Source organism: Streptomyces sp. NPDC000348 (assembly GCF_042898795.1).
Taxonomy (GTDB): Bacteria; Actinomycetota; Actinomycetes; order Streptomycetales; family Streptomycetaceae; genus Streptomyces.
On sequence record NZ_JBIAZD010000016.1, the window covers coordinates 86,302 to 113,220 of the forward strand.

The window sequence follows — 26,919 nt, forward strand, 5'->3', positions numbered from 1 at the left end:
GGAGCAGTCACGGAGGAATCCCCCATGGCCGACCGCTATCTCGGCTTCACCGGCACCGCGCCCGGCCGCTTCCTCACGCGCCGGCTGGGGCTCCCCCAGCCGGCGCCGCTGCGGCGCTGGTCACCGGAGCGGCCGGACCTGGACGGCGGCCTGCTCCACCTCACGGCCGGGAAGTCCGGCCTCGACCTCGCCCCCGTCCTCGCCCGCACGGGGCTCGGCGCGGACGACACCGGCCGGCCCGCCGCCGTCGTCCTGGACGCGAGCGGGACACGGGACGTCGAAGGGCTCGCCGAGGTGCACGCGGCCCTGCACCCCGTCGTGCGGTCGGTCGCCGCGAGCGGCCGGATCGTGGTGCTCGGCGCCCCGCTCGACCCCGCCGACCACCATCAGGCCGCCGCCCAGCAGGCGCTGGAGGGCTTCACCCGCTCCCTCGGCAAGGAGATCGGCCGGGGCAGGACCGTGAACCTGGTCCGCCTCACCGACGCCCCCGCCGCCGAGTCCACCCTCCGCTTCCTGCTCTCCCCCAGGTCGGCCTACGTCAGCGGCCAGGTGATCGCGGTCGGCGCGCACGAGCCGCCCGCCCCCCACGACGTGGACCGGCCCCTGTCCGGCCGCACCGCCCTGGTGACCGGCGCCGCACGCGGCATCGGCGAGGCGGTCGCCGAGACGCTGGCCCGGGACGGCGCGAAGGTGGTCGTCCTCGACGTGCCGCAGGCCGAGGCGGACGCACGGCGCGTCGCCGAACGGCTCGGCGGGACGGCCCTCCCCCTCGACATCACCGCCGCCGACGCGGGCGCCCGCATCGCCGAGGCGCTCCCCGACGGCCTCGACGTGCTCGTCCACAACGCGGGCATCACCCGTGACCGGCGACTGGTCAACATGCCGGCCGAGCGCTGGAGTCAGGTGCTGGAGGTGAACCTGGCGAGCGTGCTGCGCACCACCGACGCGCTGCTCGCCGCCGGGACCCTGAAGCGGGGCGGACGGATCGTCGCCACGGCGTCCATCGCGGGGATCGCCGGGAACGCCGGCCAGACCAACTACGGGGCGAGCAAGGCCGGCATCACCGGCCTGGTCCGCGCCCTCGCGCCGCGCGCCCTCGCCGAGCACGGGGTGACGGTGAACGCCGTGGCTCCCGGCTTCATCGAGACGAGGATGACGGCCGCCGTCCCGCTGTTCATCCGCGAGGCGGGCCGCCGGATGAACTCCCTCGCCCAGGGCGGCCTGCCCGTCGACGTCGCCGAGACCACCGCCTGGCTCGCCCACCCGGCCTCCGGCGCGGTGAACGGGCAGGTCGTACGGGTCTGCGGCCAGAGCCTGCTGGGGGCGTGAGCGTTCCATGACGTCCGCACCGACCGTCGTCCTCCCGCACTCCCCGGCCCTCCCTCCGCTCCTCGCCCGCGGTGCCCTGCTCTCGCCCTTCAAGCGTCCCCGCCCCGACGCCGCCCACCCCCGCACCCGGCTGGTGCTGCCCGCCCTGCGCGTCGACACCGCCCGGCTCGCCGCGTACGAGCGGGTGTGCGGCTTCCCGACCGGCTCCCCGACCGGCTCCCCGACCGGCTTCCCGGCCGGCTTCCCGGCCGGCGAGGCCGCGCTGCCGGTGACGTATCCGCACGTGCTGGGCTTCCCGCTCGCCATGCGGCTGATGAGCGGACCGGACTTCCCGCTCCCGCTCCTCGGCCTGGTCCACACGTCGATACGGATCACCCGGCACCGGGCGACACCGGCCACGGGCGCGTACGGGCTGACGGTGTACGTCGACGGACTGGCCCCGCACCGGCGCGGCACCCAGGCCGCCGTGGTCACCGAGATGCGGGACGGCGAGGACGTCGTGTGGGAGTCGCGGAGCACGTATCTGGCCCGCCACCGGACCGCCTCCGGACGACGGAAGGACCAGGAGGAAGAACGCGAGCCCCTGCCCGCCGTCGCCGAGTGGCGGCTGGCCGGGGACGTCGGACGGCGCTACGGTGCCGCGTCCGGCGACCGCAACCCGATCCACCTGCACCCGCTCACCGCCCGGCTCTTCGGCTTCCCCCGCGCCATCGCGCACGGCATGTGGACCGTGGCCCGCTGCCTCGCCGCCCACGGCGTCCCGGACACGGCGGAGGTCCGCGCGGACTTCCGGGCGCCGGTGCTGCTGCCGGGGACGGTGACGTACGCGGCGGAGGGCGGACGCTTCGCACTGCGCGGCGACGGCGACCGGGTCCACGTGACCGGGGAGGTCCGCCCCGTCTGAGCCCCGTCAGGCACCGCTGTCGTCGTCCGGCGGGGTCCAGCGGCGGCCGGCCATCAGGTCGCCGAGGCCCGCCCAGGCGAAGTTCATCAGGGTCGCCGCCGACTGCCGGGCCGTGACACCGGGGGTGGCGTTGGCCCGGTCCGCCAGGGACTCGGCGGCGCCGACCAGGGCCTCCGCGAGCCCGGAGACCTCGCGTTCGGGGAGGTCGGGGTCGCGGTGGGCGTCGCGGGCGGCGACGAGGATCAGCTGCGTCACGAACGCCACGATCTCCGCGCGCATCGCGGCGACCTCGGCGGCGAAGACCTCGCCGTGGGTGCGGGCCTGGAGGTGCAGTACCACCCAGCCGTCCGGATGCCGGGCGGTGTGCGTGAAGAACGCCGTCAGCCCCGACCAGAGCTGGCGGTCGGCCGGCAGCCCGGGGCGGGCGCCGGCGCGCACGGCCTCGGTGAGGGCCGTCGCCTCCCGCCGGATGCACGCGAGGAACAGGTCTTCCTTGGAGTTCAGGTACAGGTACACCAACGGCTTGGACACACCCGCCAGTTCGGCGATCTCGTCCATCGACGCTGCCGTGTATCCCCGTTGACCGAAGGTCCGTACGGCGGCGTCCAGCATCTGCTGTTCACGGACCGCACGCGGCATCCGCTTCGTCTTCACGGCACCCATGGAACACAGCGTACGGTCCGTCTCCTGGCGCGGGTCCCGGCCGCCGTCGCTCCCCGGCCCCGCCAGGTCGCCGAGGACGGGCCGTTCGCCCGCCGTGAGCCGCGGCAGCAGCTGCGCGGTGAACAGCGTGGACAGCGCCGAGGCGTCGGTGCCGCCGTCGGTGCGGACCACCACCGGCTGCGGGGCCTTCCCGGCCGGCCCGGCACCCACCTCCAGGCGCCTGCGGGCCAGCTCGTCCTGGGCCGCCGCGCGCGGATCGGTGCCGGACGCGACCGCCTCGGCGACGTCGCGCGGACTCTGCGCCCGCGTGCGTGCCGCGGTCTCCCCCTTCGCGTGTGGTGCTGATCCCTGCCGGATCATCGCTGTGGACCACGTGCGTCGTGTGAGGCACGTGGTCCAGGTGATTCCACACCACCGGGCGGACAGGGATAAGGGGCGCTCCCAGCAACGGTCACCTGTCGGTGGTTGCCGCGAAGCGCCCCTCGTCCCGCCGGCCGGCCCCGGAGAGGCCGGGGCCGGCCGGCGGATGTCAGCCGCACAGGCAGGGTTCGGTCTCGTGGCCCAGGCCGATGACGTCGCGGTCGCGCAGGGCGCCCGCGTACGCCTGGAGCTCGTCGACGTCGCCCTTCAGGTACTCGCCCCAGCCGTCGGCCGTGCGGGCGCGGCCCACCTGGAGCGGGCCGGTGCTCGTCCAGCCGTCGCGGAGGTGGGCGGTGGCGCCGGTGTTCGTGTAGCCGTCGGCGTACAGCTTGACCGTGTCGGTCGCGTCGTCGTAGACGATGGTCAGCTGCGTGCCGTGGCCGCTGCGGCCGTCCGGCTGCGTGACCTGCGCGACGACCGTCTCCGGCGCGCCCGCCTCATCGCGTTCCGGCATGACCAGCTGCCAGGCGAACGCCGACGGGTCGTAGCGCAGCTTGAACGCGTCGGTGTGCTCACCTGCCTGTGAGAGGACCGTCATCGGCCGGGTGGCTTCGGCCTCCTCGATCCTGGCGACGACTCCGAGGGTGAAGCTGTCACCGGTGTCCACCACGGAGGTGTCGAGGACCGCGTGACCGCCTTCGCCGTCCAGCGCCAAGTGCCCCTCACCGACCAGCGGGTACGGCTTCCACGGGCAGTCGGGGTCGAGGTCGGGGATGCAGGAGTCGTCCGGACCGCGGTAGATCGACGCGCCCGCCGCGAGCCGCAGAGGCGAACCCCCCTTGTTCTCGGGCGTGGCGCCGTCGCTGGCCGTGCTGAACGACCAGTGGCCGAGCAGGTCCGGCTTGCGGTGGGCCAGCTCGGTCACCTCCTCCGGGACGACGAGACGGTCGTACGCCCGGACGTCGCCGATGTCACCGTGCCAGCGCTGCCGGTAGCCGTTCTCGCCACGGATCCGGCCGATCTGGAACGCGCCGTCCGCCCTGACCGGAGCGGCCTCGGCCTTGGTGCCGACCTCGTGGCCGTTGACGAAGAGCTGGGCGTAACCGGTCTCGGTGTCGTGGACGCCGAGGAGGTAGGCCCATTCGCCGGCCTCCGGGGCGCCGCCGGTGACCTTCGCGTCGCCGAGGGTGAAGGACCAGGAGGCGGTCGCGTCCCGCGGGGCCTCCAGGGCCAGGGCGTAGGCCGTGCCGGACGCGGTGTCCTGGCTCAGCACGGTCATGCGGCGGTCGTCCTCCGCCGGGCGCACCCAGGCGCCGACGGCGAAGGTCCTGCCGCTGTCGACGGCCGGGGCGTCCGTGGTGAGGAAGCCGTGACGGCTGCCGTCGAGGGTGGCCGTGGAGGTGAGCGGGGTGCCCGGGGGCACGGGACCGCCGAAGGTCACACCGCGTCCCGCCCGGGCCGCCTCGCCCGCCTCTGCGGCCGCCGTGGCGGAGCCGGCCTCGTCAGCGAGCTTCCAGCGGGAGACGGGCGCGCTCGCCGCCTTCGGGTGGAACGTGTAGTCGGTGCGCCCGCTCATCCGGCCGGAGCGGTCGAGGGCCTGTACGCTGAGACGCTGCGGGGCGTTGCTCAGCGGGACGAAGCGGACGGTGGCCGGGCCGCCGAGCTCGGCGGGGCGGACGGTGCGCTGCGGACCGCCGAGGAAGGTGTACCGGTACTCGACGACGTCCGCCGAGGGCGAGTCCATGGTGAAGCTGCCGTAGACGCCGACCCCGCCGGCCCACCACGTCTCCTCCGGGTACTCCGGTGAGCTCACGACGGGAGCGGCCGGGCTCTCGTCGTCGTGGACGAACCGGCACGCGGCACCGGGCGCCTCCGAACTCCAGGGGGAGTTCGCCGTACCGTCGTTGGCCCGGACGTGCCAGGAGATGACCGTGTCGGACGGGATGTCGGACGGCACGGTGATGCGGTGGACCCGGTCCACGTAGGTCGGCTGGGTGGTGAAGGAGCGGCGCTGTTCCGTGCCGTCCGGGTCCGACCACCAGATCTCGAACTCGGCGGTGATCTGATCCGAGTATCCGATGCGGTCGTCCTCGGCCGGATCGGTCAGCCGGGCCGTGAGAACCGGAGGGCGCCCCACATAGGCCGGCTCGTCGCCCGACGCGCAGTCCTTGAACTCGGTCTGCAAGTCCTGGACGGCGGGCGGCAGATTCGCCTGCTCCGCCGCGTACGCGGTGCCGGGCGTGACCACCCCCGCCACTACTGCCGCAAGGCAACTGCCCAGCAGTAAACCTCTCTTGCCCCATCTCTCCGACATGAACGAATGCCCCTCCCCGGATCACGCCCGATCTTCGAACAGTCGAGCGACAGGAGGCTAACAGCGGCCACCGACATCGGCGATCAAGTTTTCTGACGGGTCGCCGGGAACGGTGCCGTACGGAGAAGAGACCGCCGAGGCACGAGAAGAGACGGGTGGGTGAGGTCCCCGGGTCCGGCCTGTTCGCGATCCCGGGGACGGGGACGGTCAGGCCGCCGCGGGGACCCGCCGGGGCTCGTCGGCCGGGGTCTCGTCGACCGGCGAGGCGTGGACCGAGTCGTACGCCTTCCGGTCCAGCAGTCCCTCACGGGCGGAGACGATGACCGGGACCAGGGCCTGACCTGCGACGTTCGTCGCCGTGCGGATCATGTCCAGGATCGGGTCGATGGCGAGCAGCAGACCCACGCCCTCCATGGGCAGGCCCAGGGTGGAGAGGGTGAGGGTGAGCATGACCGTCGCGCCGGTGAGGCCGGCCGTGGCGGCGGAGCCCACCACCGAGACGAACGCGATCAGCAGGTAGTCGCCGACGCCGAGCGGGACGTCGAAGATCTGGGCGACGAAGATCGCGGCGATGGCCGGGTAGATCGCGGCGCAGCCGTCCATCTTCGTCGTCGCGCCGAACGGGACGGCGAACGAGGCGTACTCCTTCGGCACGCCGAGGCGCTCGGTGACCTTCTGGGTCAGCGGCATGGTGCCGACCGAGGAGCGGGAGACGAACGCCAGCTGGATCGCGGGCCAGGCGCCCTTGAAGAACTGCAGCGGGTTGACCTTGGCGACGGTCGCGAGCAGCGCCGGGTAGACGCCGAAGAGGACGATCGCGCAGCCGACGTAGATGTCGGCGGTGAAGGTGGCGTACTTGCCGATCAGGTCCCAGCCGTAGGTGGCGATGGCGTTGCCGATGAGGCCGACGGTGCCGAGCGGGGCGAGGCGGATGACCCACCACAGGGCCTTCTGGAGGAGTTCGAGGACGGACTCGCTCAGGGTGAGGATCGGCTGGGCCCTCTCGCCGAGCTGGAGGGCGGCGATACCGGCGACGGCGGCCATGAAGACGATCTGGAGCACGTTCAGTTCGGTGAACGGCGTGATGACGTCGGTCGGCACGATGCCGGTCAGGAAGTCGATCCAGGACCCGGTCTTCTCCGGCTCACCGCCGTCCGCCGGGGTGAGGCCGGTGCCCGCGCCCGGGTTGGTGACCAGGCCGATGACCAGGCCGATCGCCACCGCGATCAGCGAGGTGACCATGAACCAGAGGAGGGTGCGCGAGGCCAGCCGGGCCGCGTTGTTGACCTTCCGCAGGTTGGTGATGGAGACCAGGATCGCGAAGAAGACGAGCGGGGCGACGGCCAGCTTCAGCAGGCCGATGAAGGTGCCGCCGACCTTCTCCAGGGTGGTGACGAGCCAGGAGAGGTCCTGGCTGCGGGCGAGCCAGCCGAGCAGGACGCCCAGGACGAGGCCGGCGAGTATCTGGGCCCAGAAGGGCGCGCGTACGGGCAGCTTTGACTGCGTGTTCGTGGACACGGACATGCTCCGTTGTGATCCGTCTGTGGGGACGCGTGAGGAAGTGGGCACGCGTGAGGAAGGTGACGTGGGACGACGTGGGACTCGGGTGGCGCGGAACGTCAGTGGGGACAGTTCGCGGAGGTGACCCGGCAGAGGTCCACGTGCAGGCGCGCCACGAGCGGAACACTCCGGGGCGTGGGGAACACGGCTGCTGACTTCACCCGGAAACCGTAACACCTGAACTTTGAGACCCCCAAAGCCTTGCTTTGAGAGGCGGGAGACATGAGGCGTCCGCACAACGCAAAGCGCCCCGGTTTCCGGGTCAGTTCGGAAACCGGGGCGCCCGAGTGCGGTGCGCGGGTGTGACGGACGTTACGAGGTCTGGCCCTGCGCCTGCCCCTGCGTGCGGGTGGTCTCGTCGGCCGCGTCCTCCTGGTTGCGGTTGGCCTCCAGGTCGGCCTTGACCCGGTGCACCCGCTGCACGATCCGCTCGGAGGCCCGGTCCCGCTCCTTGCGGAGCACGACGAGGCTGATCGGGGCCGAGATCAGCAGGGCGAGCAGGATGATCCACAGACCGTTGGAGTCACCGAGGCCGCGCGGGGCGAGGCCGGAGTGGACGAGGCCCCAGACGACCACGAGGCAGCCCGCGAAGATCCCGAGGCGCATCAGTGTGTAGCGGAGCATCTCATCCACTCTTCCCTGTGTACGGTCAGAACGCCCCAAAGGGACGATGTCCAGTGAAGCACGACCGGACGTGGATCTTTCAGCGGGGTGCGGTCCTCAGATCAGCGGCAGCAGCATGACGACGTCGTCGCGGTCGTCGCCGGGGGCCACGCGGATGGCGTCCGGGACCCGGCCGACCTCCTTGTAGCCGCAGGAGGCGTAGAAGCGTTCCAGGCCGAGGCCGCCGCGGCAGGTGAGCCGTATCGCCTCGATGCCGTCGAGGGTGCGGGCGGCCCGCTCGGCGGCGGCGAGCAGGTCCCGGCCGTAGCCCTTGCCCTGGTGGCGGGGGTGGACCATCACCGTGTAGAGCCAGATCCAGTGGGTCATCAGCCGGTGGGTGTTGAAGGTGAGGAACGCCGTGGCGGCCACCCGGCCCTCCTCGTCGTGCCCGACGAGCAGGCGGGAGCGCTCCTCCGTCATCGAGACGAGCTGCCGCACCAGGTGGGGACGGATGTCCTCCCGCGTCACGGGCGGTACGAACCCGACCGCCCCGCCGGCGTTGGTGACGTCGGTCCACAGGTCGAGGACGCCGTCGCGGAGTTCGGGGGTGACCACGGGATCGAACGTGAAAGTAAGGGGCATGTGGTGATGCTAGCCCTTACCCCAGGGCTTGTGCAGCCACTTCCAGGTCGGACACCAGCCCGCGGTACGCCGTCTCCCTGTCGTCCGCCCGCAGCACCGCCGAGGGGTGGACCGTGGGCACCAGCCGCTCGGGGCGTCCGTGGATCTCCTCCTCCAGCACCGTGCCGCGCACCTGGGTGACCCGGAACGACGAGCCGAGCAGCGCCTTCCCGGCGGTCGCGCCGAGCAGGACGATCAGTTCCGGCTCGACCACGGCGAGTTCGGCGGCGAGCCAGGGCCCGCAGGCGGTCGTCTCGCGCCGGGTGGGGGACTTGTGGACGCGGCGCCCACCGGATCCGGTCCGGGTGAACTTGAAGTGTTTGACGGCGTTGGTGACGTACGCGTCCGCCGGGTCGATGCCGGCGTCTTCGAGCGCCCGGTCGAGCAGTCCGCCCGCGGGGCCGACGAAGGGCCTGCCCTGGCGGTCCTCCTGGTCACCGGGCTGCTCGCCGACGAGCATGAGGCGGGCGTGGGGGTTTCCGGTGCCGAACACTGTTTGCGTGGCGTCCCTGTGCAGGGGGCAGCCCCGGCAGTCCGCGGCCGCCTTCCGCAGGGCGGGGAGACCGCCCCGCGCGGGTACGAAGGGCTCCGCCGTGTAGGCGTCTTCGGAGGCCATGGGGGCCGGGTACCCGGCGTGGGGGTTCGGACTCGTTGTCCGGTGCGGCTGAGTGGGGGCTGGTCGCGCAGTTCCCCGCGCCCCTCATGGGTGGGACCAGGCACCCGGCGCCTCCCCCGCACCGAACGGCGGGGCTGGTCGCGCCCACGCGGCGGAGCCGCGGATCGATACGGCCCCGCGCCCCCGGGGGGACTTTTCGAGGTGCCGAGGCGGGTGGTGGATGGGCGGAGGCCGGGGGCCAGGGGGCGGGAGCCCCCTGGCGGGGTCGAAGGGGCGCAGCCCCTTCGCGCCTCACACGCGCATCGGCTGGGGGGACTCCCGGCGCGCCGGGTCGGGGCCGTCGTACTCCCGGATGACCTCGTACCGGGTGTTCCGCTCGACCGGCCGGAACCCGGCGTCGCGGATGAGGTCCAGCAGGTCCTCCCGGGTCAGTTTGTTCGGCGTGCCGTAGTTGTCCGCGTCGTGCGTGATCTTGTACTCGACCACCGACCCGTCCATGTCGTCCGCCCCGTGCTGCAGCGCCAGCTGCGCCGTCTGCACGCCGTGCATCACCCAGAACACCTTGACGTGCGGCACGTTGTCGAACAGCAGCCGGGACACCGCGAACGTCTTCAGCGCCTCCGCACCGGTCGCCATCCGCGTCCGCGCCTGGAGCCGGTTGCGCACCTTGCCGTCCTTCATGTCCACGAAGTCGTGCTGGTAGCGCAGGGGGATGAAGACCTGGAAGCCGCCGGTCTCGTCCTGCAGCTCGCGCAGCCGCAGCACGTGGTCCACGCGGTGGCGGGGCTCCTCGATGTGGCCGTACAGCATGGTGCACGGGGTCCTGAGCCCCTTCTCGTGCGCCAGCCGGTGGATCCTCGACCAGTCCTCCCAGTGGGTCCGGTGGTCGACGATGTGCTGCCGCACCTCCCAGTCGAAGATCTCGGCGCCACCGCCGGTCAGCGACTCCAGACCGGCGTCGATCAGCTCGTCGAGGATCTCGGAGGCGGACATCCCGGAGATGGTCTCGAAGTGGTGGATCTCGGTGGCCGTGAAGGCCTTCAGCGAGACGTCCGGCAGCGCGGCCTTCAGCTCCCTGAGCGAGCGCGGGTAGTAGCGCCACGGCAGATTGGGGTGCAGCCCGTTGACGATGTGCAGCTCGGTCAGGTTCTCCGACTCCATCGCCCTGGCGAGCTTCACCGCCTCCTCGATGCGCATCGTGTACGCGTCCTTCTCCCCCGGCTTGCGCTGGAAGGAGCAGTAGGCGCAGGAGGCGGTGCACACGTTGGTCATGTTGAGGTGGCGGTTGACGTTGAAGTGCACGACGTCGCCGTTCAGCCGCGTCCGCACCTCGTGCGCCAGCCCGCCCAGCCAGGCCAGGTCGTCCGACTCGTACAGCGCGATGCCGTCCTCACGGGTCAGGCGCACACCCGCCCTGACCTTCTCCTCCAGCTCGCGCTTGAGCCCGACGTCCATGCCGCTCCCTCTTTCCCTCGACCTCTCCAGGCAGACCCCGACAACCGTACGCCCCGATCACTCCGCTTCTTCGGGCAGCTCACCGACGCGGTTCTCCCACTTGGTGGAGAGCACGATGGTCGTACGGGTCCGGGAGACGCCCTTGGTGCCGGACAGCCGGCGGATGGTCTTCTCCAGACCGTCCACGTCGGTCGCCCGGACCTTGAGCATGAAGGAGTCGTCGCCGGCGATGAACCAGCAGTCCTCGATCTCCCTCAGGTCCCGCAGCCGCTGTGCCACGTCCTCGTGGTCGGCGGCGTCGGAGAGCGAGATGCCGATCAGGGCGGTGACGCCGAGGCCCAGCGAGGCGGCGTCCACGGTGGCGCGGTAGCCGGTGATGACGCCGGCCGCCTCCAGCCGGTTGATGCGGTCGGTGACGCTGGGTCCCGACAGGCCGACGAGGCGTCCCAGCTCCGCGTAGGAGGCCCGGCCGTTCTCCCTCAGGGCCTGGATGAGCTGCCTGTCCACCGCGTCCATCGAATCGAAGCCTTCCACTGAAGAGGTCTGGGAGTTCTGCACGTGCCGGGTGTCGCGGGAGTGCTCAGTCCGTGCGGGATCCGCCGCCGAGTTCGCCCTTCCAGCGGCGGTAGAGCCGGTGCTCGACGCCCGCCGCGTCGAGCACGCGTCCGGCGACGAAGTCCACCAGGTCCTGGATGTGCGTCGCGCCCGCGTAGAAGGCCGGCGAGGCGGGCACCACGCTCGCGCCCGCGTCGTCCAGCGTCACCAGGTGCCGCAGCGTCTGGCCGTTCAGCGGGGTCTCGCGCACGGACACGACCAGCGTGCGCCCCTCCTTCAGGGTGACGCTCGCCGCCCGCTGCAGCAGGTCCTTGGAGAGTCCGAGCGCCACCCCGGCCACACAGGCCGTGGAGGCGGGCACGATCAGCATGCCCTTGCTCGGGTACGACCCCGAGGACGGCCCGGCCGCGAGGTCACCGGCGGCCCAGTGCCGTACGCCGTCGAGGTCGACGGTGAACGTGTCCGGCTTGCCGTCCGCGCCCCGGGACAGCCATTCCCGCAGGTCGTCACGCCAGTGGGCGTCCCGGAAGGCGATGCCGGTCTCGTCCAGCAGGGTCAGCCGGGAGGCCCGGCTGACGACGAGGTCGACGCTCTCCCCCGCCGCCAGCAGCGCACGCAGCACAGCGGCTGCGTAGGGCGTCCCGGACGCCCCCGAGACCCCCACGATCCAAGGCTTGCGCCGCGTTTCTCCTGCGTTCACATCTTGAGCCTACCGGCGGACGGCGGGCGTCCGCGCTCAGGACCGCTCGGAGACCGTGGGCGGGCGCAAGGCCGCCGGCATTGGTCACCGCCTCGGGCGGTCCGGGCACCGAGCGGACACCGCCGCGCCCCGAGCGGCTATCGTGCGGATACGACGCGATGGGGGGACACCGTGGCCAAGGTCAACATCAGTCTCGACGCCGAACTCGTGGTGGAAGTGATGGTCCTGGCGGGGGTCGGCTCGCCCCAGGACGCGATCGAGGCGGTCGTACGGGACTACATCGCCCGTGGCCACCGCACCGAGGCGCGCACCGAGCTCAGGGACCAGGGCCTGCGCGAGGTCGACGCCAGGCCGCAGGAGCCCCAGGGCTGAGCCCACGGCCGGGCGCCGACGCCCTACACGGTCAGGCCCCGCACCAGCAGGTCGAGCAGCGCGCACACGAACAGGGCGATGCCGATGAACCCGTTGACGGAGAAGAACGCCCGGTTCAGACGGGTCAGGTCGTGGGGGCGGACGATGGTGTGCTCGTAGACGAAGGCCCCGGCCACGATCAGCAGGCCGAGCCAGAAGAAGGCGCCGGCGTCGGTGAGCAGCGCGTACCAGACGAAGAGGGCCGTCGTGACGGCGTGGCAGCCGCGGGCGCCCCGGATCGCGGCGGGGATCCCGAAGCGGGCCGGGACCGACTTGACGCCGATCTCGCGGTCGGTGTCGACGTCCTGGCAGGCGTAGATCAGGTCGAAGCCGCCGATCCAGACGCCGACCGCGAGGCCGAGGACGACCGCGTCCCAGGACCACGACCCGGTGATCGCCAGCCAGCCGCCGACCGGGCCCATGGCCTGCGCGAGCCCGAGGATGGCCTGCGGGAAGTCGGTGAACCGCTTGCCGTACGGATACACCACCATCGGGATCACGGCGACCGGCGCGAGGGCGAGGCAGAGCGGGTTGAGCAGGGCCGCCGCGCCCAGGAAGACGACGAGGGCGACGAGCGCGCCCGTCCAGGCGTGCCTGACCGACATCGCGCCGGTGACCAGCTCGCGGTGCGCGGTGCGCGGATTGCGGGCGTCGATCTCGCGGTCGATGATCCGGTTGGCGGCCATGGCGAAGGTGCGCAGGCCCACCATGGCGAGGGTGACCAGGAGCAGCCGGACCCAGTGGATGTTCCCGTCCCGCTCGTACATCGCGGTGAGGGCGGCGATGTAGGCGAAGGGGAGGGCGAAGACCGAGTGCTCGATCATCACCAGGCGGAGGAAGGCTTTCGTGCGTCCCGGCTGCTGCGGAAGCGCGGCGGAGGCCGAGGTCACAGTCCGTACTCCTTCCAGCGGCGGTCGACGAGCGCGGCCGTGTCCGGGTCGGACTCGACCATGTCGGGCCAGCCGCCGTCGCGCGTGTACCCCTCCTCGGGCCACTTCCTCGTCGCGTCGATGCCCGCCTTGCCGCCCCAGAACTGCTGGTACGAGGCGTGGTCGAGGTGGTCGACGGGGCCCTCGACGACGGTGAGGTCACGGGCGTAGTCGGTGTTGCCGAGGGCCCGCCAGGAGACCTCGTGCAGGTCGTGGACGTCGCAGTCGGAGTCGACGACCACGATCAGCTTGGTCAGCGACATCATGTGGGCGCCCCAGATGGCGTGCATGACCTTCTGCGCGTGCTTGGGGTACTTCTTGTCGATCGAGACGATCGCGCAGTTGTGGAAGCCGCCGGACTCGGGGAGGTGGTAGTCCACGATGTCCGGGACGATGATCTTGAGGAGCGGGAGGAAGAAGCGTTCCGTCGCGCGGCCCAGCGGTCCGTCCTCGGTCGGGGGCCGGCCGACGACGATCGACTGGAGCAGCGGGCGCCTGCGCATGGTCACGCAGTCGATCCTCAGTGCGGGGAAGGGCTCCTGCGGGGTGTAGAACCCGGTGTGGTCGCCGAACGGCCCCTCGGGCAGCATCTCGCCGGGCTCCAGCCAGCCCTCGACGACGACCTCGGCCTGCGCCGGGACCTGGAGCGGAACGGTCTTGCAGTCGACCATCTCGATCCGCTTGCCCTGCACGAACCCGGCGAACAGGTACTCGTCGATGTCGCCGGGCAGCGGCGCGGTGGACGCGTACGTCACGGCGGGCGGGCAGCCGAAGGCGATGGCGACCGGCAGCCGCTCACCGCGGCGGGCGGCCACCTGGTAGTGGTTGCGGCTGTCCTTGTGGATCTGCCAGTGCATGCCGATGGTGCGCTTGTCGTGGCGCTGGAGCCGGTACAGGCCGAGGTTGCGGACGCCCGACTCGGGGTCCTTGGTGTGGGTCAGGCCCAGGTTGAAGAAGGAGCCGCCGTCCTTGGGCCAGGTGAACAGCGCGGGGAGCTGTTCGAGGTCCACGTCGTCGCCGGTGAGCACGACCTCGTGCACGGGCGCGTACCCCGACTTCACCTTCTTCGGCGGTACGTGCGTCATCGCGCCGAGCTTCCCGAACGCCTCGCGCACCCCGACGAACCCGTGCGGCAGCTCGGGCTTCAGCAGCCCGCCGATCTTCTCGGAGATCTCCGCGTACGACTTCAGGCCGAGCGCCTTCAGCAGGCGGCGGTCGGTGCCGTACACGTTCATCGCGAGGGGCATGCTCGAGCCGCGCACGTTCTCGAAGAGCAGGGCGGGACCGCCGGCCTTCTGCACCCGGTCGACGATCTCACCGACCTCCAGATACGGGTCGACCTCGGCCTTGATGCGCTTGAGGTCGCCCTCGCGCTCCAGCGCCCTGAGCAGGGAGCGAAGATCGTCGTAAGCCATGGGGTCAAGTATCCCCGAGCGGTTACCCTGGCCCTGTACCGCCCACCGCTTTCGCTGGAGAGGCCCCATGCTGCGGGTGCTGATGTTCCTCGTGCCACTGGCCCTGAGCGTGTACGCGTTCATCGACTGCATCAGCACGAAGGACGACGACATCCGCCACATGCCCAAGCCGCTGTGGGCGATCCTCGTCCTGCTGTTCCCGCTGGTCGGCTCGATCTCGTGGCTCATCGCCGGCAAGAAGCGGCACCCCGCGGGCGGCGCCGTCGGTTCCGCCCGGAGCCGGGGCGGCGGCCGCGGGCAGTGGGTCGCGCCGGACGACAACCCCGAGTTCCTGAAGTCGCTGGACGAGGACAAGGACAAGAACAGGGACAAGGACGACAAGCCGGGGGACGGCGGGCCCGCCTGACCGACGGCAGCCCGCCCGTTCCCCCCTGCGCCGGGCGGATCAGCTCCGTGACGCCCGGGAGGTCCGGCTGTCTCCCCTGTCCGCGTGGCTGGGCCGGCACGTCGAGCCGGGCGGGGTCGCGCCCCTGCCGGTGTCCGTGCTCGAGTCCCTCGTCCTCGGCCCGGTCGTCGGCGTCAGCCGCCGCCGGCCGACCCTCGGCGACGTCGGCCTCGACGAGGCGGCCCGTGTCCTGCCCGACCGGATCCGGCGGTCGATCGGCGCGCACCCCGGGTGATCCCGGGCGGGGCGCCTGGGGATCGCAGGCCGGGCGTCGGGTGATCGCAGGCCGGGCGCCGGGTGATCCCGGGCGGGGCGCCAGGTGATCCCGGGCGGGGCGCCGGGTCGGGTCAGCCGAGCTCCTTGATCCGGGCGGGGGTGAGGGCCCGGTCCCAGACCCGTACGTCCCGGATGGCACCGGGGAAGAAGTCGACGGCCCGACCACCGTACGACGCCCGGCCGATGATGAAGGGGCCGGTGCCGGACATCGGGTTGGTGTCCTCGGCCTCCGCCTCCTGTACGCCGTTGACGTACAGCCGCAGGGTGCGCGCCCGGCCGTCGCAGACGCCCGCCAGGTGGGTCCAGACGTTCACGGCGGGCTCGCTGCGGCCGACGGCGCGCAGGCCGGGGCGGGAGAGGGCCCAGCGGTTGTCCCCGACGGCGTACTGGAGGTAGAAGGCGCTGGCGTCCTGGGCGTCCTGGCTGACGGCGGTGGCCCAGTTCTCGGGTGCGGCGGAGAGCCGGACCCAGGCGGCGACCGTGAAGCTCCGGCCCTCCCCGGTCTCCAGCACCGGACCCCCGGTCATGATCTGGCCGCTCCGCCCGTCGAAGACGGCCCCGCCTCCGCCGGGCCCCCAGGTGACGCCGGTCGCGGTGCCGTCGTGGCCGCCCGCGGTGTCCCGCGCGACGGTGCCCGAGGTCTCGTCGAGGGGCCAGTGCCCGACGGGCCGGGGGGCGGCGGAGGGTGAGGGCGAGGGGGAGGCCGAGGAGGGAGGCGTGGCCGGGTCCCGGTCCGCGGCGGCCGACCGGTTGAACCAGAACCCCGTCCCGACGCCGGCCGCGGCGACCGCGCCCGCCCCGAGGCCGAGGAACAGGAAGGCCCGCCGGCTGCCGCCACGCCCCCGGCCACCCGGTCCGGCGGGTTCCGGCGTGCCGGGTGCGGGCTGCGGGGCGGCGCCCACCCGGGTGGGCTGGTCGTTGAAGCCCGGCGCCACCACGGTCGCCTGCTGCGGGAGGGGGCCGGGCCCGCCCTCCCGCGGAAGGACGTCCGTGAGGGCCCGCGGGTCCGTGGGACGGGCGGCGGGGAGGGGCGTCCCGCCCCGGGTCGGGGACTCGGGGCCGTCGCCCGCCGGCCGGGGGCCGGCATGCCGCGGGTCCGTCGTGCCCTCGCCGGTCAGTGCGCCGACCCGGGTGAGGATCTCGCGCGGGGTGGGGCGGCGGGCCGGGTCCTTGGCGAGGCAGTCGTCGATGAGGGCGTGCAGGGCCGGGTCGGTGACGGCACTGGTGTCGGGGGTGTTGTGCACCACCCGGTAGAGCAGCGCGGGGGTCGGTCCGTCGCCGAAGGGGTTGGCGCCGGTCGCCGCGAAGGCCAGTACCGTGCCCAGGCAGAAGACGTCGCTGGCCGGGGTGATCGTGCCGCCGTTGACCTGCTCGGGGGACATGAATCCGGGCGAGCCGGCCACGAGGCCGGTGCCGGTGATCGAGTCGGCCTCGACGCTGCGGACGATCCCGAAGTCGATCACGCGGGGCCCGTCCTCGGCGAGCAGCACGTTGGAGGGCTTGAGGTCGCGGTGGACGAGGTTCGCGGCGTGGATCGACACCAGTGCCTCGGCCAGCCCGGCCGCCAGCGCGAGGACCGCCCCCGCCTCGAACGGCCCCCGCTCGGCGACCGCCTGCTCCAGCGACGGCCCGGCGATGTAGCTGGTGACCAGCCACGGCAGGGGCGCGTCCGGGTCGGCGTCGACGACCGGGGCGGTGAAGGCGCCGCTGACCGCCCGGGCCGCCTCGACCTCGCGCCGGAAGCGGTCGCGGAACTCGGGCCGGCGCACCAGCTCGGCGTGCACCACCTTGACCGCGACGAGCCGCCCGCCCGGGGAGCGGCCGAGGAAGACCTGGCCCATCCCGCCCGCGCCCAGCCGGCTCAGCAACCGGTACACCCCGACGGAGTGCGGGTCGTCCGGCTCCAGCGCTGACACAAATGCCTCCCGGCGTGCGATCTCGGCCCGTGCGGGCAGGCCAAGCATAGAGCCATTCGCACCCGTGTTCGCCGAAGTACCGTACGGCGTACGGTACTTCGACCGTCACTCCCCTCCCGCACGCCGTGCTGTGCCGCTGCGCGGAGTCGGGCGGACGGGGAGTCACGCCGTGCGAAGACCCCCGGCCTTCGGGGCGGTGACGGCACGGGTGAGCCGGCGGCGGAGGGGGCGGGGTCGCTGCGGCCCGTGGCGCGGCTGCGGACGCCCTCGGCACGGCCTCGTCGCGGATTCCTCCGGAGCCGCGGGAGGTGCGGGAGGTACGGGAGGTGCGGGAGGGGATGTCCGGACGACCGGGCGGCGCGCCGGCGGGCCGCCCGGTCAGCGCAGGCGGGACGAGGACAGGATCGACAGCAGGTGGGCCGGGACCATCACCCAGGTGATGACGGCGAGCGCGCCCAGGGCCCAGCGGGTCGGTTCGACGCCTCCGGTGACCGTGTCGGCGACCGCCGCGACGAGCAGGACCAGGGAGGCCTCGATGCCGTTGGTGACCCGGTGGATTTTGAACGCGGCGGCGACGCGGCGGACCGTGGCGACGCCCTGGGAGCGGGGACGGGTCGACTCGTCGTCGGCGACGGTCAGGCCGCGGCGGGCGCGGGCCACGTCCACCAGGTCGGTGGAGGCCTTGAGCAGGACGACGCCGAGGGCGGTGGCGATGCCGACCGACAGCCAGCCGCCGACGCCCGACCCGGCGGCGCGGTAGCCGGCGCCCGCCATCAGCGCCGCGTCGGCGAGGTACGCGCCGAGACGGTCGACGTAGATGCCGGCCGCGCTGTTCTGGCCCTTCCAGCGGGCGACCTCGCCGTCCACGCAGTCGAAGAGCAGGAACAGCTGCATGAGGATCACCGCGAGGACCGCGCCGGTCGGGCCCGGGATCATCAGCGCGGCGCCGGAGGCCACTCCGCACACCACCATGGTCCAGGTGAGCTGGTCCGGGGTGACCGGGGTGCGCACCAGGTGGCGGGTGGTGCGCAGGGAGATCCTCCGCATGTAGAGCCGGCCGGCCCAGTGCTCGCCGTTGCGGCTCTCCATCTTGGCCCGCGGCTGGCAGACCTCCCGCAGCTCCTCCAGTACCGGAGCACCCATGTCGTTCCTCCCAGGCCCCAACAGCCGTCCACGCGGCGGTGATCGGGTCAGCGTACAGAGACGGTGCGGCGCGCCCGGCGCGGGCCGCCGCCGGGGCACACTGACCGCATGGAACCGATCGATCCGGCGACCGCCCGCGCCTGGCTCGCCACCGCCCTCGCGGAGGCCCGCGCGGGGCTGGAGGAGGGCGGCATCCCCGTCGGCGCCGCGCTGTACGGCGCCGACGGGACCCTGCTCGGCCGCGGCCGCAACCGCCGCGTCCAGGACGACGACCCGTCGGCGCACGCGGAGACCGCCGCCTTCCGCGCGGCGGGACGGCAGCGGTCGTACCGCGGTACGACGATGGTGACGACCCTGTCCCCGTGCTGGTACTGCTCGGGTCTCGTCCGGCAGTTCGGCATCTCCCGGGTGGTGATCGGCGAGGCGGTCACCTTCCACGGCGGGCACGACTGGCTGGCCGCGCACGGCGTGGAGATCGTGCTGCTGGACGATCCGGAGTGCGCCGCGATGATGCGGGAGTTCGTCGCCCGCCGTCCGCGGCTGTGGAACGAGGACATCGGCGGGTGAACGGCGAAGGCCGGTCCCCGTGACGCGCGTCGCGGGAGCCGGCCTTCGTGGCGGACGGGTTCAGAAGCCCATGGAGCGCAGCGCGCCCTGGCCGACGTCGGCGTAGGAGTGCTTGCTGGAGATGAAGATGTTGACGCCGTAGTAGTTGAACAGCCAGCAGCCGAAGGCGAACAGGGCCAGGTAGGCGGCCTTGCGGCCCTTCCAGCCGGCGGTGGCGCGGGCGTGCAGGTAGCCGGCGTAGGCGACCCAGGTGATGAAGGACCAGACCTCCTTGGCGTCCCAGCCCCAGTAGCGGCCCCAGGCGTCGCCGGCCCAGATGGCGCCCGCGATGATCGTGAACGTCCACAGCGGGAAGACGGCCGCGTTGACCCGGTAGGAGAACTTGTCGAGGGTCGCGGCGGCGGGCAGCCGCTCCAGGACGGAGGTGGCGAAGCTGCCGGGCCTGCCGCCGCTCGCGAGCTTGTTCTCGTACGCGTCCTTGAACAGGTAGAGGAGCACGCCGACCGCGCCGACGTAGAAGACCGCGCCGCACAGGATCGCCGTGGAGACGTGGATGTACAGCCAGTACGAGTGGAGGGCGGGTACCAGCTGGTCGCTCTCGGTGTAGAGCCAGGTGACGGCCACGCCGAGGTCGAAGAGGACCGTGGTGGTCAGGAACAGGCCGAGCCAGCGCACGTTCTTCCTCAGCGCCAGCAGCAGGAGGTACACGCCGACCGCGGTGGTGGAGAAGGTGATGTTGAACTCGTACATGTTGCCCCACGGCGCCCGCTCCACGGACAGCGCGCGGGTGAGCACACCGCCGAAGGAGAGGCAGAACGCGAGCACGGTGAGGGAGATGGCGATCCGCCCGTAGAGGTCGCCCTTCTCGTCCCCGCCGTGTGCTCCGGGCCCGTCGGGCACGTCGCGGGAGCCGGTGGCGGCGCGTACGACGACCTTCGGCCGCTCCAGTACGGCGGTGCCGCCGGCCTGGTGGACGGTGACGGCCGGCGCCTTCTTCGCCTCCGCCTTCGGGGTGAGGGCGGCGGCGGTCCGGGCGACCTTGCTGCGGCTGCCGAAGGTCCACTCCGCGATGTACGCGAAGAAGGCGAGGGTGTAGACCGCCATCGCGGAGTAGACCAGCACGTTGCTGATCTCCGCGAGGTTCTCGTTGGTCGCGGCGGCCAGATCTGTTGCGGCGGCGAGAGTCATTTCTCAGCCCCTTCGGCAGGTGCGGCTTCGGGATCGGTGTCGGTGTCGGGGGGACCGGACGGGTCCGGGGAGGGGGCGGGCGCGCCCGGCGCCCGGTCGTAGAGGATCCCGGCGAGGTCGCCGAGCTCCTCGGGCACCTTCGCGGACTCGCTGCGGCCGAGGCCGGCCATCTCGACGACGGTCACGCCGTCGTCGCCGCGCACCGCGCGCACCCACACGCGGCGGCGCTGGATGAACAGGGAGCCGGCGAGACCGGCGATCGCGACGAGGGCACCGCCGAGCGCCCAGCCGCCGCCCGGCTCCTGGACGACCTGGAAGCCGGCCCACTCCCTGACGTCCTTCTCGAAGGTGACCGAGCCGGCGCCGTCCGGGAGCGTCATGGTCTCGCCGGGCGTGAGCAGCTTCTTGAACAGCTCGCCGTCGGAGTCCTTGAACTCCTTCATCTTGGTCTTGTCCATCTGGTACACGCTCTGCGGGATGCCGGAGTCGGCCTTCAGGTCGCCGTGGTAGGCGGAGAGCGCGAGCACCGGATAGTCCAGCGCGGGGAACTGGGAGAGCATCGTGCCGGCGGCGGAGCCGCCGAAGGTGGGCACGAAGAAGGCGTTGAAGCCGAGCTGCTCCTTCTCGCCGTCGGTGTTCCGGTAGCCGTCGAGGACCTTGACCACGCCGGAGGAGGTGACGTTGGCGTCGAGCGGCAGCAGCGGCACGGCGTCCTGGAAGACGATCTTCCCCTTGCCGTCGCGGACGGTGACGACGGGGGCGTAGCCGTGGCTGACGAGGTAGACCTTGGCGTCGCCGATCTCCAGCGGCTCGTTCACCTTGATGACGGCCGTCTTCTCCGCCCCGTCGGCTCCCTCGGCGTAGGTGACCTCGGACTGGTACGTGCGCGGGGTTCCCTTGTTGGGGCCGGTGCGCTCGTAGGTGCCGGTGAACTCCTTGACGTCGAAGCTGAACGGCACCAGGTCGTCGTTGGTGAAGAGGCTGCCGGACTTGAAGTCGTCGTACTGGGTGAGCGTGTTGGAGAAGCCGTCGCCCTCGACGATCAGCTTGTTGCCCTCGGACTTGAACAGCTGGCCCCAGGCGAAGGCGATCAGCATCACGATCAGCGCGATGTGGAAGAGCAGGTTGCCGACCTCGCGCAGGTAGCCCTTCTCGGCGGCGACGGCGTCACCGACGAGGTGGGCGCGGAAGCGGCGCTTCTTCAGCAGGGCGAGCGCGGCCTCGCGGACCTGCTCGGGCTCGGCCCCGGTGCGCCACGTGGTGTGGGCGGGCAGCCGGGTCAGCCGGCGCGGGGCGCCCGGCGGGCGGCCGCGCAGCTGGCCCACGAACTGCCAGGTGCGGGGGACGATGCAGCCGATGAGGGAGACGAACAGCAGGATGTAGATCGCCGAGAACCACACCGAGCTGTAGACGTCGAAGAGCCCCAGCTTGTCGTAGACCGGCGCGAGGACGTCGTGGCGCTCGCGGAAGTCGGCGACCGCCGTCTCGTCGATCCCGGTCTGCGGGATGAGCGAGCCGGGGATCGCGCCGAGCGACAGCAGCAGGAGCAGCAGCAGCGCGACCCGCATGGAGGTGAGCTGCCGCCAGAACCAGCGGGCCCAGCCGATGACGCCCAGGGAGGGCAGGTGGGGCGGCTCCTCGGCGGGGGCGGTGGACAGCTGGGAGCCGGCGGCGCCGAGGTCCCGGTCGTCGGCGGCCGTGGGGGTGTCGTCGGTTGTCGTCTTGCTCATCGGGTCAGATCCCCACAGTGAAGCCGTTGGACCAGGTCTGCATCTCCGCCACCAGGCTGTCCCACGCGCCGGTCAGCAGCAGCACACCGGTCGCGATCATCATCGTGCCGCCGATGCGCAGGACCCAGACGTAGTGCCGCTTGACCCAGCCGAAGGCGCCCAGCGCCTTGCGGAAGGCCACGGCGGCGAGCACGAAGGGCACGCCCAGTCCCAGACAGTACGCGACGGTCAGTACGGCGCCGCGTCCGGCGCTCTCCTGCTGCGCGGAGAGGGTGAGCACGGAGGCGAGGGTGGGGCCGATGCAGGGGGTCCAGCCGATGCCGAACAGGGCGCCGAGGACGGGGGCGCCGACCAGCCCGGTGGCCGGCCGCCTGTGGAAGCGGAACTCGCGCTGGGTGAGCCAGGGCATCAGGCCCATGAAGAAGACGCCCATGAGGATCATGAGGACGCCGAGCACCTTGGACAGGACGCCCGACTGTTCCTGGAGGGTCTGCCCGAAGTAGCCGAAGAAGGCGCCGCCGGAGACGAACACCACGGTGAAGCCGAGGACGAACAGGGAGGCGCCGGCGACCATGCGTCCGCGCCGGGCCTCGGCCAGGTCGGTTCCGGAGACGCCGGTGACGTAGGAGAGGTAGCCGGGGACCAGCGGCAGTACGCAGGGCGAGAAGAAGGAGACCAGCCCGCCGAGCACGGCGATGGGCAGGGCGACCAGCAGGGCGCCGTTGAGCACCGTGCCGTTGTAGCCCGTCTCCGCGGCGAGCGTGTGCAGGGCCGTCACGTCACTTCTCCGCGACGACCGGCTTGAGCATCTTCAGCAGGCGTGTCTCGTCGAGCGCCGTCAGCGAGCGGGCCGCGAGCTTCCCCTCCCGGTCCAGGACCAGGGTCGAGGGGACCGCCTGCGGGTTGAGGGTGCCCTTCTCGAAGCGGAGCATCAGCTTGCCCGTGGGGTCGTACAGGCTCGGGTAGGGGATGCCGAAGTCCTTCTCGAAGGCGAGCGCGGAGGTGATGCTGCCGTCCCGCGTGTTGATGCCGACGAACTGCACGTCCTGGTCGGCGTAGTCCTCGGCCACCTTGGCGAAGTACTTGGCCTCCGCGCGGCACGGGTTGCACCAGGAGCCCCAGATGTTGAGGACGACGACCTTGCCCCGGTAGTCGGCGACGTCGAGCTGCTCGCCCTCCAGCGTCTTCCCGGACAGTTCGGGCGCGGCGACGCGCTTGCCGGCGGCGACCGTGGAGATGCCGTCGGTTCCGGTGACGAAGTTGGTGTTGCCGCCCCCGCCGGACGTCCCGCCCGATCCGCACGCGGAGACGAGCAGTGCGGCCGCGGCCACGCCGGCGGCCAGGGTGGCGCGGCGGCGGGCGCGGAGGGCGCGGTTCGAGCGCTGGGGGGCGCGGCTGGCGGCACTCATGTGAAAAGTTTCGCATGCCCGTTCTGGGGATCTTGCGCACCCCCCGTGCGGGCGGAAACCCGCATATCAGGCGGCGTTGGCGGTGCCTGTTCCGGCGGTCCCCGCTCCGGTGGTGCCTGTTCCGGTGGTGCCCGCTCCGGCGGTGCCAGCGTCCTCGGTGAACGCCTTCCAGCCGCCGGCCGGCTCCTGGCCGACGTCCAGGGTGCGGAGCCGCTCCAGCACCTCCGGCTTCTGCACGTCCAGCCAGTCGGTGAGCTGCCGGAAGGAGACGAGCCTCACGTCGCCGCCCTTCTCCTTCTCCCGCGCGATGTGCCGGAGCGCCTCCTCCACGGCGTCCATGTAGATGCCGCCGTTCCACTGCTCGAAGTGGTTGCCGACGAAGAAGGGCGCCCGGTTCGTCTCGTACGCCCGCTCGAAGCCGGATATGTAGGCCCGGGCCGCCTGCCGCCGCCAGCCCGGGTGGTGGTGGGCGGGCGCGTTGGTCGAGTTGACCGACTGGTTGACGAGCATGTTGTAGTCCATCGACAGGACCTCGAAGGAACGGCCGGGAAACGGTATCTGCTGGAGCGGGAGGTCCCATATGCCCCGCTTCTTCGCCGGCCAGACCTGGCGGCCGCCGGGCGAGGAGGCGTCGTAGCGCCAGCCGAGCTCGCGGGCGGTGGGCAGCAGGTTCTCCTGGCCGAGCAGACACGGCGTACGGCCGCCGACGAGTTCCTTGTCATAGTCGAAGGGGAGCGGCTCCAGGTCGGTCCAGCCGGAGTTGGTCCGCCACTCCTTGACGAAGGACGTGGCCTGCTCGATCTCGCTGCGCCACTGCCGCGCCGTCCAGCCGCCGACGCTGCCGGAGCCGCCGCAGAAGTGGCCGTTGAAGTGGGTGCCGATCTCGTGCCCCTCGAGCCAGGCACGGCGGAGGCACTTCAGCGTGTCCTTGATGTGCCCGTCGGTGAGGTAGCCGATGTCGGAGGCGCCGCGCGGGTTGTTCGGGGGGTCGTAGAGCCGCTTCTTCGACTCGGGGAGCAGGTAGAGGCCCGAGAGGAAGAAGGTCATGGCGGCGCCGTGCTCCTTGGCGAGGTCCAGGAAGCGCGGGAAGAGTCCGTTGCCCACCTCGCCGGCCCCGTCCCAGGAGAAGACGACGAACTGCGGCGGGGTCTGCCCCGGCTCCAGCGGCACCGGTCTGCCGGGCTGGTGGGGCTGCCTGCCGGTGAAGGAGGTGGAGCCGTCACCGATCGGGCGGGCGGTCTTCGTCGGCTCCGGCCTCGGCCCGGGCTTCCCGGGCCGGTCCGCGCCTCCGGTGCGGGAACCGCCGGGGCGGCCGTCGCCGTCCGGGCCGGCGGGGCCGCCGCAGCCGGCCAGCGGGACCGCGGCCGCGGCTCCCGCTCCGAGTCCGAGCATTCCCCTGCGGGTGAGACTGCGCACGGCAACCCCGTTCGTCACGTCCTCTGGTGGTCACCCCTTCAGAGGACGTGACGACGCGGGGGGTTCCCGTCGCATGCGAAGGTTTCGCAACGGAGTGCGAACGGGGCTTCCCGTCCCACGCCCCGGAGCCACGCCCCGGAACCCGCGCCCCGGAGTCATGCCCGGAGCTACGCCCCGGAACCCGCGCCCCGGAGTCATGCCCCGGAGTCATGCCCCGGAGCTACGCCCCGAAGGCCTTGCCCTTCCCCTTCACCGGCTTGGCGCCCGCGAGCAGGTGCGGGGGGACGAGATCACGGGCCGGCTCGCTGTAGCCGACGGAGACGATCCTGTCCCCCTGGTAGGTGAAGGTGGTCAGCGAGGCGAGCGTGCACTGCCGCTTGCGCGGGTCGTGCCACAGCCGCCGCTTCTCGACGTAGGACCGCACGATCCAGATCGGCAGCTGGTGGCTGACCAGCACCGCCTCGTGTCCGCGCGCCGCGTCCCTGGCCGCGTCCAGCGCGCCCATCATGCGGATGACCTGCTCGATGTACGGCTCGCCCCAGGACGGCTTGAACGGGTTGACGACGTGCTTCCAGTTGGCCGGGCGGCGCAGCGCGCCGTCGCCGATGCCGAAGGTCTTGCCCTGGAAGACGTTCTCGGCCTCGATCAGCCGCCCGTCGGTGGCGATGTCCAGGCCGTGCGCCTTGGCGATGGGCTCGGCCGTCTCCTGCGCCCGCTCCAGCGGGGAGGCGACGACGTGCGTGACGTCGCGGGAGGCGAGGTGGTCCCCGACCCGGTCGGCCATGCGCCGGCCCAGCTCGGAGAGGTGGTAGCCGGCGAGCCTGCCGTAGAGGACGCCGTCCGGGTTCTCGACCTCGCCGTGCCGCATGAGGTGGACGACGGTGACGTCGCCGCCCTTCTCCGGGATGCTCACGCGGTCGCCTCCGCTGCCGCTCGGGCCGCCGCCGGAAGGGCGTCGGCGATCCGCTGGACGGCCCGCTCGTCGTGCGCGGTGGACACGAACCAGGACTCGAAGGACGACGGCGGCAGGTAGACGCCGTTCTCCAGGAGGGAGTGGAAGAACGCGGTGAAGCGGAACGACTCCTGCGCCTTGGCGTCCTCGTAGGTGCGCACCGGGCGGTCGGTGAAGAACACCGAGAACATGTTGGAGGCGTTCTGCAGCGTGTGCGTGACGCCCTCCTTGGTCAGCGCCTCGGTGACGAGCGACCGGATCTGCGCGGAGACGGCGTTCACCTTCTCGTACGCGGCGTCGTCGAGCAGCCGCAGCTGGGCGAGCCCGGCGGCGGTGGCGACGGGGTTCCCGGAGAGGGTGCCGGCCTGGTAGACGGGGCCGGCCGGGGCGAGGTGGGCCATCACGTCGGCGCGTCCGCCGAAGGCCGCGGCCGGGAAGCCGCCGCCCATCACCTTGCCGAAGGTCATCAGGTCGGGCCGCACCCCGTCGACGCCGTACCACCCCGCCCGGCTGGTCCGGAACCCCGTCATGACCTCGTCGGAGATGTACAGCGCGCCGTTCGCGGCGCACGCGTCCTTCAGCCCCTGGTTGAACCCGGGCAGCGGCGGTACGACGCCCATGTTGCCCGGGGACGCCTCGGTGATCACACAGGCGATCTCACCGGGGTGCGCGGCGAACGCGGCGTGCACGGCGTCGAGGTCGTTGTACGGCAGCACGATCGTGTCGCCGGCCTGGGCGCCGGTGACGCCGGGCGTGTCGGGGAGTGCGAACGTGGCCACCCCGGAGCCGGCGGAGGCGAGCAGCGAGTCGACGTGCCCGTGGTAGCAGCCGGCGAACTTGACCACCTTGGTGCGCCGCGTGAACCCGCGGGCGAGCCGGATCGCCGACATGGTGGCCTCGGTCCCGCTGGAGACGAGCCGCACCTGCTCCAGCGGCTCGATCCGGGCGGTCATCTCCTCGGCGAGCGCGACCTCACCCTCACCGGGCGTGCCGAAGGACGTACCGCGCGCGACGGCCTCCTGCACGGCGGCGATCACCTCGGGGTGCGCGTGCCCGAGGATCATCGGCCCCCAGGAGCAGACCAGGTCGACGTACTCGCGTCCGTCGGCGTCGGTCAGGTACGGGCCGGTGCCCGACACCATGAACCGGGGTGTGCCGCCGACGGCGCGGAAGGCGCGCACCGGCGAGTTCACGCCGCCGGGCGTGACGGCCGCGGCACGGTCGAACAGCGCCTGCGAGACCGGGGCTTCGTATGAATATGGCAGTTCGCTCATGACCTGCGACTTCTCCGACCTTCTCCGACATTCCGGGGGGCTCCCGGCTCCGGGTGCGTATGACGTGTCCAGGGTAGGCCAGGGGCGGCCTGCGGCATCCGGCCCCCG

Annotated in this window: 27 protein-coding genes; 6 read left to right on the plus strand and 21 right to left on the minus strand. The window is 72.3% G+C overall.

From position 1 onward, the window contains the following. The first annotated feature begins 24 nt into the window (after window positions 1-24). Both ACFY3N_RS27275 and ACFY3N_RS27280 read left to right on the plus strand, forming a co-directional pair. Window positions 25-1,329 (plus strand): 3-oxoacyl-ACP reductase, encoded by a 1,305-nt coding sequence (locus ACFY3N_RS27275; protein ID WP_390819385.1) that lies wholly within the window; start codon window positions 25-27, stop codon window positions 1,327-1,329. 7 nt (window positions 1,330-1,336) lie between these two features. Beyond that, window positions 1,337-2,233: a MaoC family dehydratase gene (locus ACFY3N_RS27280; RefSeq protein WP_390819386.1), complete on the plus strand. Its 897-nt coding sequence runs from the start codon at window positions 1,337-1,339 to the stop codon at window positions 2,231-2,233. Window positions 2,234-2,239: 6 nt separating this feature from the next. On the opposite strand, the gene ACFY3N_RS27285 is transcribed toward ACFY3N_RS27280, so the two are convergent. The 10 genes from ACFY3N_RS27285 to ACFY3N_RS27330 all read right to left on the minus strand — a co-directional run bounded on the left by ACFY3N_RS27285 (window position 2,240) and on the right by ACFY3N_RS27330 (window position 11,740). Further along, window positions 2,240-2,896 (minus strand): TetR/AcrR family transcriptional regulator, encoded by a 657-nt coding sequence (locus tag ACFY3N_RS27285; protein WP_390819471.1) that lies wholly within the window; start codon window positions 2,894-2,896, stop codon window positions 2,240-2,242. A gap of 529 nt (window positions 2,897-3,425) precedes the next feature. Next, on the minus strand, window positions 3,426-5,504 hold the full coding sequence (locus tag ACFY3N_RS27290) for a LamG domain-containing protein (RefSeq protein ID WP_390819387.1): 2,079 nt from the start codon (window positions 5,502-5,504) through the stop codon (window positions 3,426-3,428). 273 nt (window positions 5,505-5,777) lie between these two features. Further along, window positions 5,778-7,094 (minus strand): dicarboxylate/amino acid:cation symporter, encoded by a 1,317-nt coding sequence (locus tag ACFY3N_RS27295; RefSeq protein WP_390819388.1) that lies wholly within the window; start codon window positions 7,092-7,094, stop codon window positions 5,778-5,780. A gap of 95 nt (window positions 7,095-7,189) precedes the next feature. Then, a complete protein-coding gene (locus ACFY3N_RS27300; protein WP_390819389.1) occupies window positions 7,190-7,354 on the minus strand; it encodes a putative leader peptide in 165 nt (54 codons plus the stop codon). Between the two features lie 88 nt (window positions 7,355-7,442). Next, the gene (locus ACFY3N_RS27305) at window positions 7,443-7,754 is read right to left on the minus strand and encodes a DUF4229 domain-containing protein (RefSeq protein WP_390819390.1); all 312 of its coding nucleotides are present in this window, start codon (window positions 7,752-7,754) and stop codon (window positions 7,443-7,445) included. 96 nt (window positions 7,755-7,850) lie between these two features. Further along, entirely contained in the window at window positions 7,851-8,375 is a 525-nt protein-coding gene (locus tag ACFY3N_RS27310) for a GNAT family N-acetyltransferase (protein ID WP_390819391.1), read from the minus strand. A 16-nt stretch (window positions 8,376-8,391) separates the two neighbouring features. Next, complete coding sequence (locus tag ACFY3N_RS27315) at window positions 8,392-9,030, minus strand: UdgX family uracil-DNA binding protein (RefSeq protein WP_390819392.1); 639 nt, start codon at window positions 9,028-9,030, stop codon at window positions 8,392-8,394. Between the two features lie 291 nt (window positions 9,031-9,321). Then, window positions 9,322-10,485 carry an aminofutalosine synthase MqnE gene (mqnE, locus tag ACFY3N_RS27320; RefSeq protein WP_390819393.1) on the minus strand — a complete coding sequence of 388 codons (1,164 nt, stop codon included), beginning with the start codon at window positions 10,483-10,485 and terminating at the stop codon, window positions 9,322-9,324. 57 nt (window positions 10,486-10,542) lie between these two features. Continuing rightward, window positions 10,543-11,001 carry an Lrp/AsnC family transcriptional regulator gene (locus tag ACFY3N_RS27325; protein WP_390819472.1) on the minus strand — a complete coding sequence of 153 codons (459 nt, stop codon included), beginning with the start codon at window positions 10,999-11,001 and terminating at the stop codon, window positions 10,543-10,545. A 64-nt stretch (window positions 11,002-11,065) separates the two neighbouring features. Next, a complete protein-coding gene (locus ACFY3N_RS27330) occupies window positions 11,066-11,740 on the minus strand; it encodes a UbiX family flavin prenyltransferase (protein WP_390819394.1) in 675 nt (224 codons plus the stop codon). Window positions 11,741-11,911: 171 nt separating this feature from the next. Between ACFY3N_RS27330 and ACFY3N_RS27335 the strand changes: the two genes are divergently transcribed. After that, entirely contained in the window at window positions 11,912-12,112 is a 201-nt protein-coding gene (locus ACFY3N_RS27335; protein WP_390819395.1) for a type II toxin-antitoxin system VapB family antitoxin, read from the plus strand. Between the two features lie 23 nt (window positions 12,113-12,135). Here ACFY3N_RS27335 and mqnP read toward each other — a convergent pair whose 3' ends face one another. Both mqnP and ACFY3N_RS27345 read right to left on the minus strand, forming a co-directional pair. Next, window positions 12,136-13,041, minus strand: a complete 906-nt coding sequence (mqnP, locus tag ACFY3N_RS27340) for a menaquinone biosynthesis prenyltransferase MqnP (protein ID WP_390819396.1) — start codon at window positions 13,039-13,041, stop codon at window positions 12,136-12,138. After that, window positions 13,038-14,495, minus strand: a complete 1,458-nt coding sequence (locus tag ACFY3N_RS27345) for a menaquinone biosynthesis decarboxylase (protein WP_390819397.1) — start codon at window positions 14,493-14,495, stop codon at window positions 13,038-13,040. The genes mqnP and ACFY3N_RS27345 overlap by 4 nt, the downstream gene beginning before the upstream one ends. 67 nt (window positions 14,496-14,562) lie before the next feature. Here ACFY3N_RS27345 and ACFY3N_RS27350 point away from each other — a divergent pair, with 67 nt between their 5' ends. Both ACFY3N_RS27350 and ACFY3N_RS27355 read left to right on the plus strand, forming a co-directional pair. Then, window positions 14,563-14,901: a PLD nuclease N-terminal domain-containing protein gene (locus ACFY3N_RS27350; RefSeq protein ID WP_390819398.1), complete on the plus strand. Its 339-nt coding sequence runs from the start codon at window positions 14,563-14,565 to the stop codon at window positions 14,899-14,901. Between the two features lie 130 nt (window positions 14,902-15,031). Then, the gene (locus ACFY3N_RS27355; RefSeq protein ID WP_390819399.1) at window positions 15,032-15,175 is read left to right on the plus strand and encodes a hypothetical protein; all 144 of its coding nucleotides are present in this window, start codon (window positions 15,032-15,034) and stop codon (window positions 15,173-15,175) included. 112 nt (window positions 15,176-15,287) lie between these two features. On the opposite strand, the gene ACFY3N_RS27360 is transcribed toward ACFY3N_RS27355, so the two are convergent. Next, window positions 15,288-17,132: a LamG-like jellyroll fold domain-containing protein gene (locus ACFY3N_RS27360; protein ID WP_390819400.1), complete on the minus strand. Its 1,845-nt coding sequence runs from the start codon at window positions 17,130-17,132 to the stop codon at window positions 15,288-15,290. A gap of 378 nt (window positions 17,133-17,510) precedes the next feature. Beyond that, entirely contained in the window at window positions 17,511-18,275 is a 765-nt protein-coding gene (locus ACFY3N_RS27365) for a CDP-alcohol phosphatidyltransferase family protein (RefSeq protein ID WP_390819401.1), read from the minus strand. A gap of 108 nt (window positions 18,276-18,383) precedes the next feature. Here ACFY3N_RS27365 and ACFY3N_RS27370 point away from each other — a divergent pair, with 108 nt between their 5' ends. After that, window positions 18,384-18,842, plus strand: a complete 459-nt coding sequence (locus ACFY3N_RS27370) for a nucleoside deaminase (protein WP_390819402.1) — start codon at window positions 18,384-18,386, stop codon at window positions 18,840-18,842. A 60-nt stretch (window positions 18,843-18,902) separates the two neighbouring features. Here ACFY3N_RS27370 and ccsB read toward each other — a convergent pair whose 3' ends face one another. The 7 genes from ccsB to hemL all read right to left on the minus strand — a co-directional run bounded on the left by ccsB (window position 18,903) and on the right by hemL (window position 26,811). After that, on the minus strand, window positions 18,903-20,030 hold the full coding sequence (ccsB, locus tag ACFY3N_RS27375) for a c-type cytochrome biogenesis protein CcsB (RefSeq protein WP_390819403.1): 1,128 nt from the start codon (window positions 20,028-20,030) through the stop codon (window positions 18,903-18,905). After that, window positions 20,027-21,760: a cytochrome c biogenesis protein ResB gene (locus tag ACFY3N_RS27380; RefSeq protein WP_390819404.1), complete on the minus strand. Its 1,734-nt coding sequence runs from the start codon at window positions 21,758-21,760 to the stop codon at window positions 20,027-20,029. Before ACFY3N_RS27380 ends, ccsB begins: the two co-directional genes overlap by 4 nt. Window positions 21,761-21,764: 4 nt before the next feature. Further along, the gene (locus tag ACFY3N_RS27385) at window positions 21,765-22,538 is read right to left on the minus strand and encodes a cytochrome c biogenesis CcdA family protein (protein WP_390819405.1); all 774 of its coding nucleotides are present in this window, start codon (window positions 22,536-22,538) and stop codon (window positions 21,765-21,767) included. Window position 22,539: 1 nt separating this feature from the next. Beyond that, on the minus strand, window positions 22,540-23,169 hold the full coding sequence (locus tag ACFY3N_RS27390) for a TlpA family protein disulfide reductase (protein ID WP_390819406.1): 630 nt from the start codon (window positions 23,167-23,169) through the stop codon (window positions 22,540-22,542). 66 nt (window positions 23,170-23,235) lie between these two features. Further along, window positions 23,236-24,561, minus strand: a complete 1,326-nt coding sequence (locus ACFY3N_RS27395) for a hypothetical protein (protein WP_390819473.1) — start codon at window positions 24,559-24,561, stop codon at window positions 23,236-23,238. A 244-nt stretch (window positions 24,562-24,805) separates the two neighbouring features. Further along, a complete protein-coding gene (locus tag ACFY3N_RS27400) occupies window positions 24,806-25,453 on the minus strand; it encodes a histidine phosphatase family protein (protein ID WP_390819474.1) in 648 nt (215 codons plus the stop codon). Between the two features lie 41 nt (window positions 25,454-25,494). Further along, entirely contained in the window at window positions 25,495-26,811 is a 1,317-nt protein-coding gene (gene hemL / locus ACFY3N_RS27405; RefSeq protein ID WP_390819407.1) for a glutamate-1-semialdehyde 2,1-aminomutase, read from the minus strand. Window positions 26,812-26,919 lie beyond the last annotated feature (108 nt).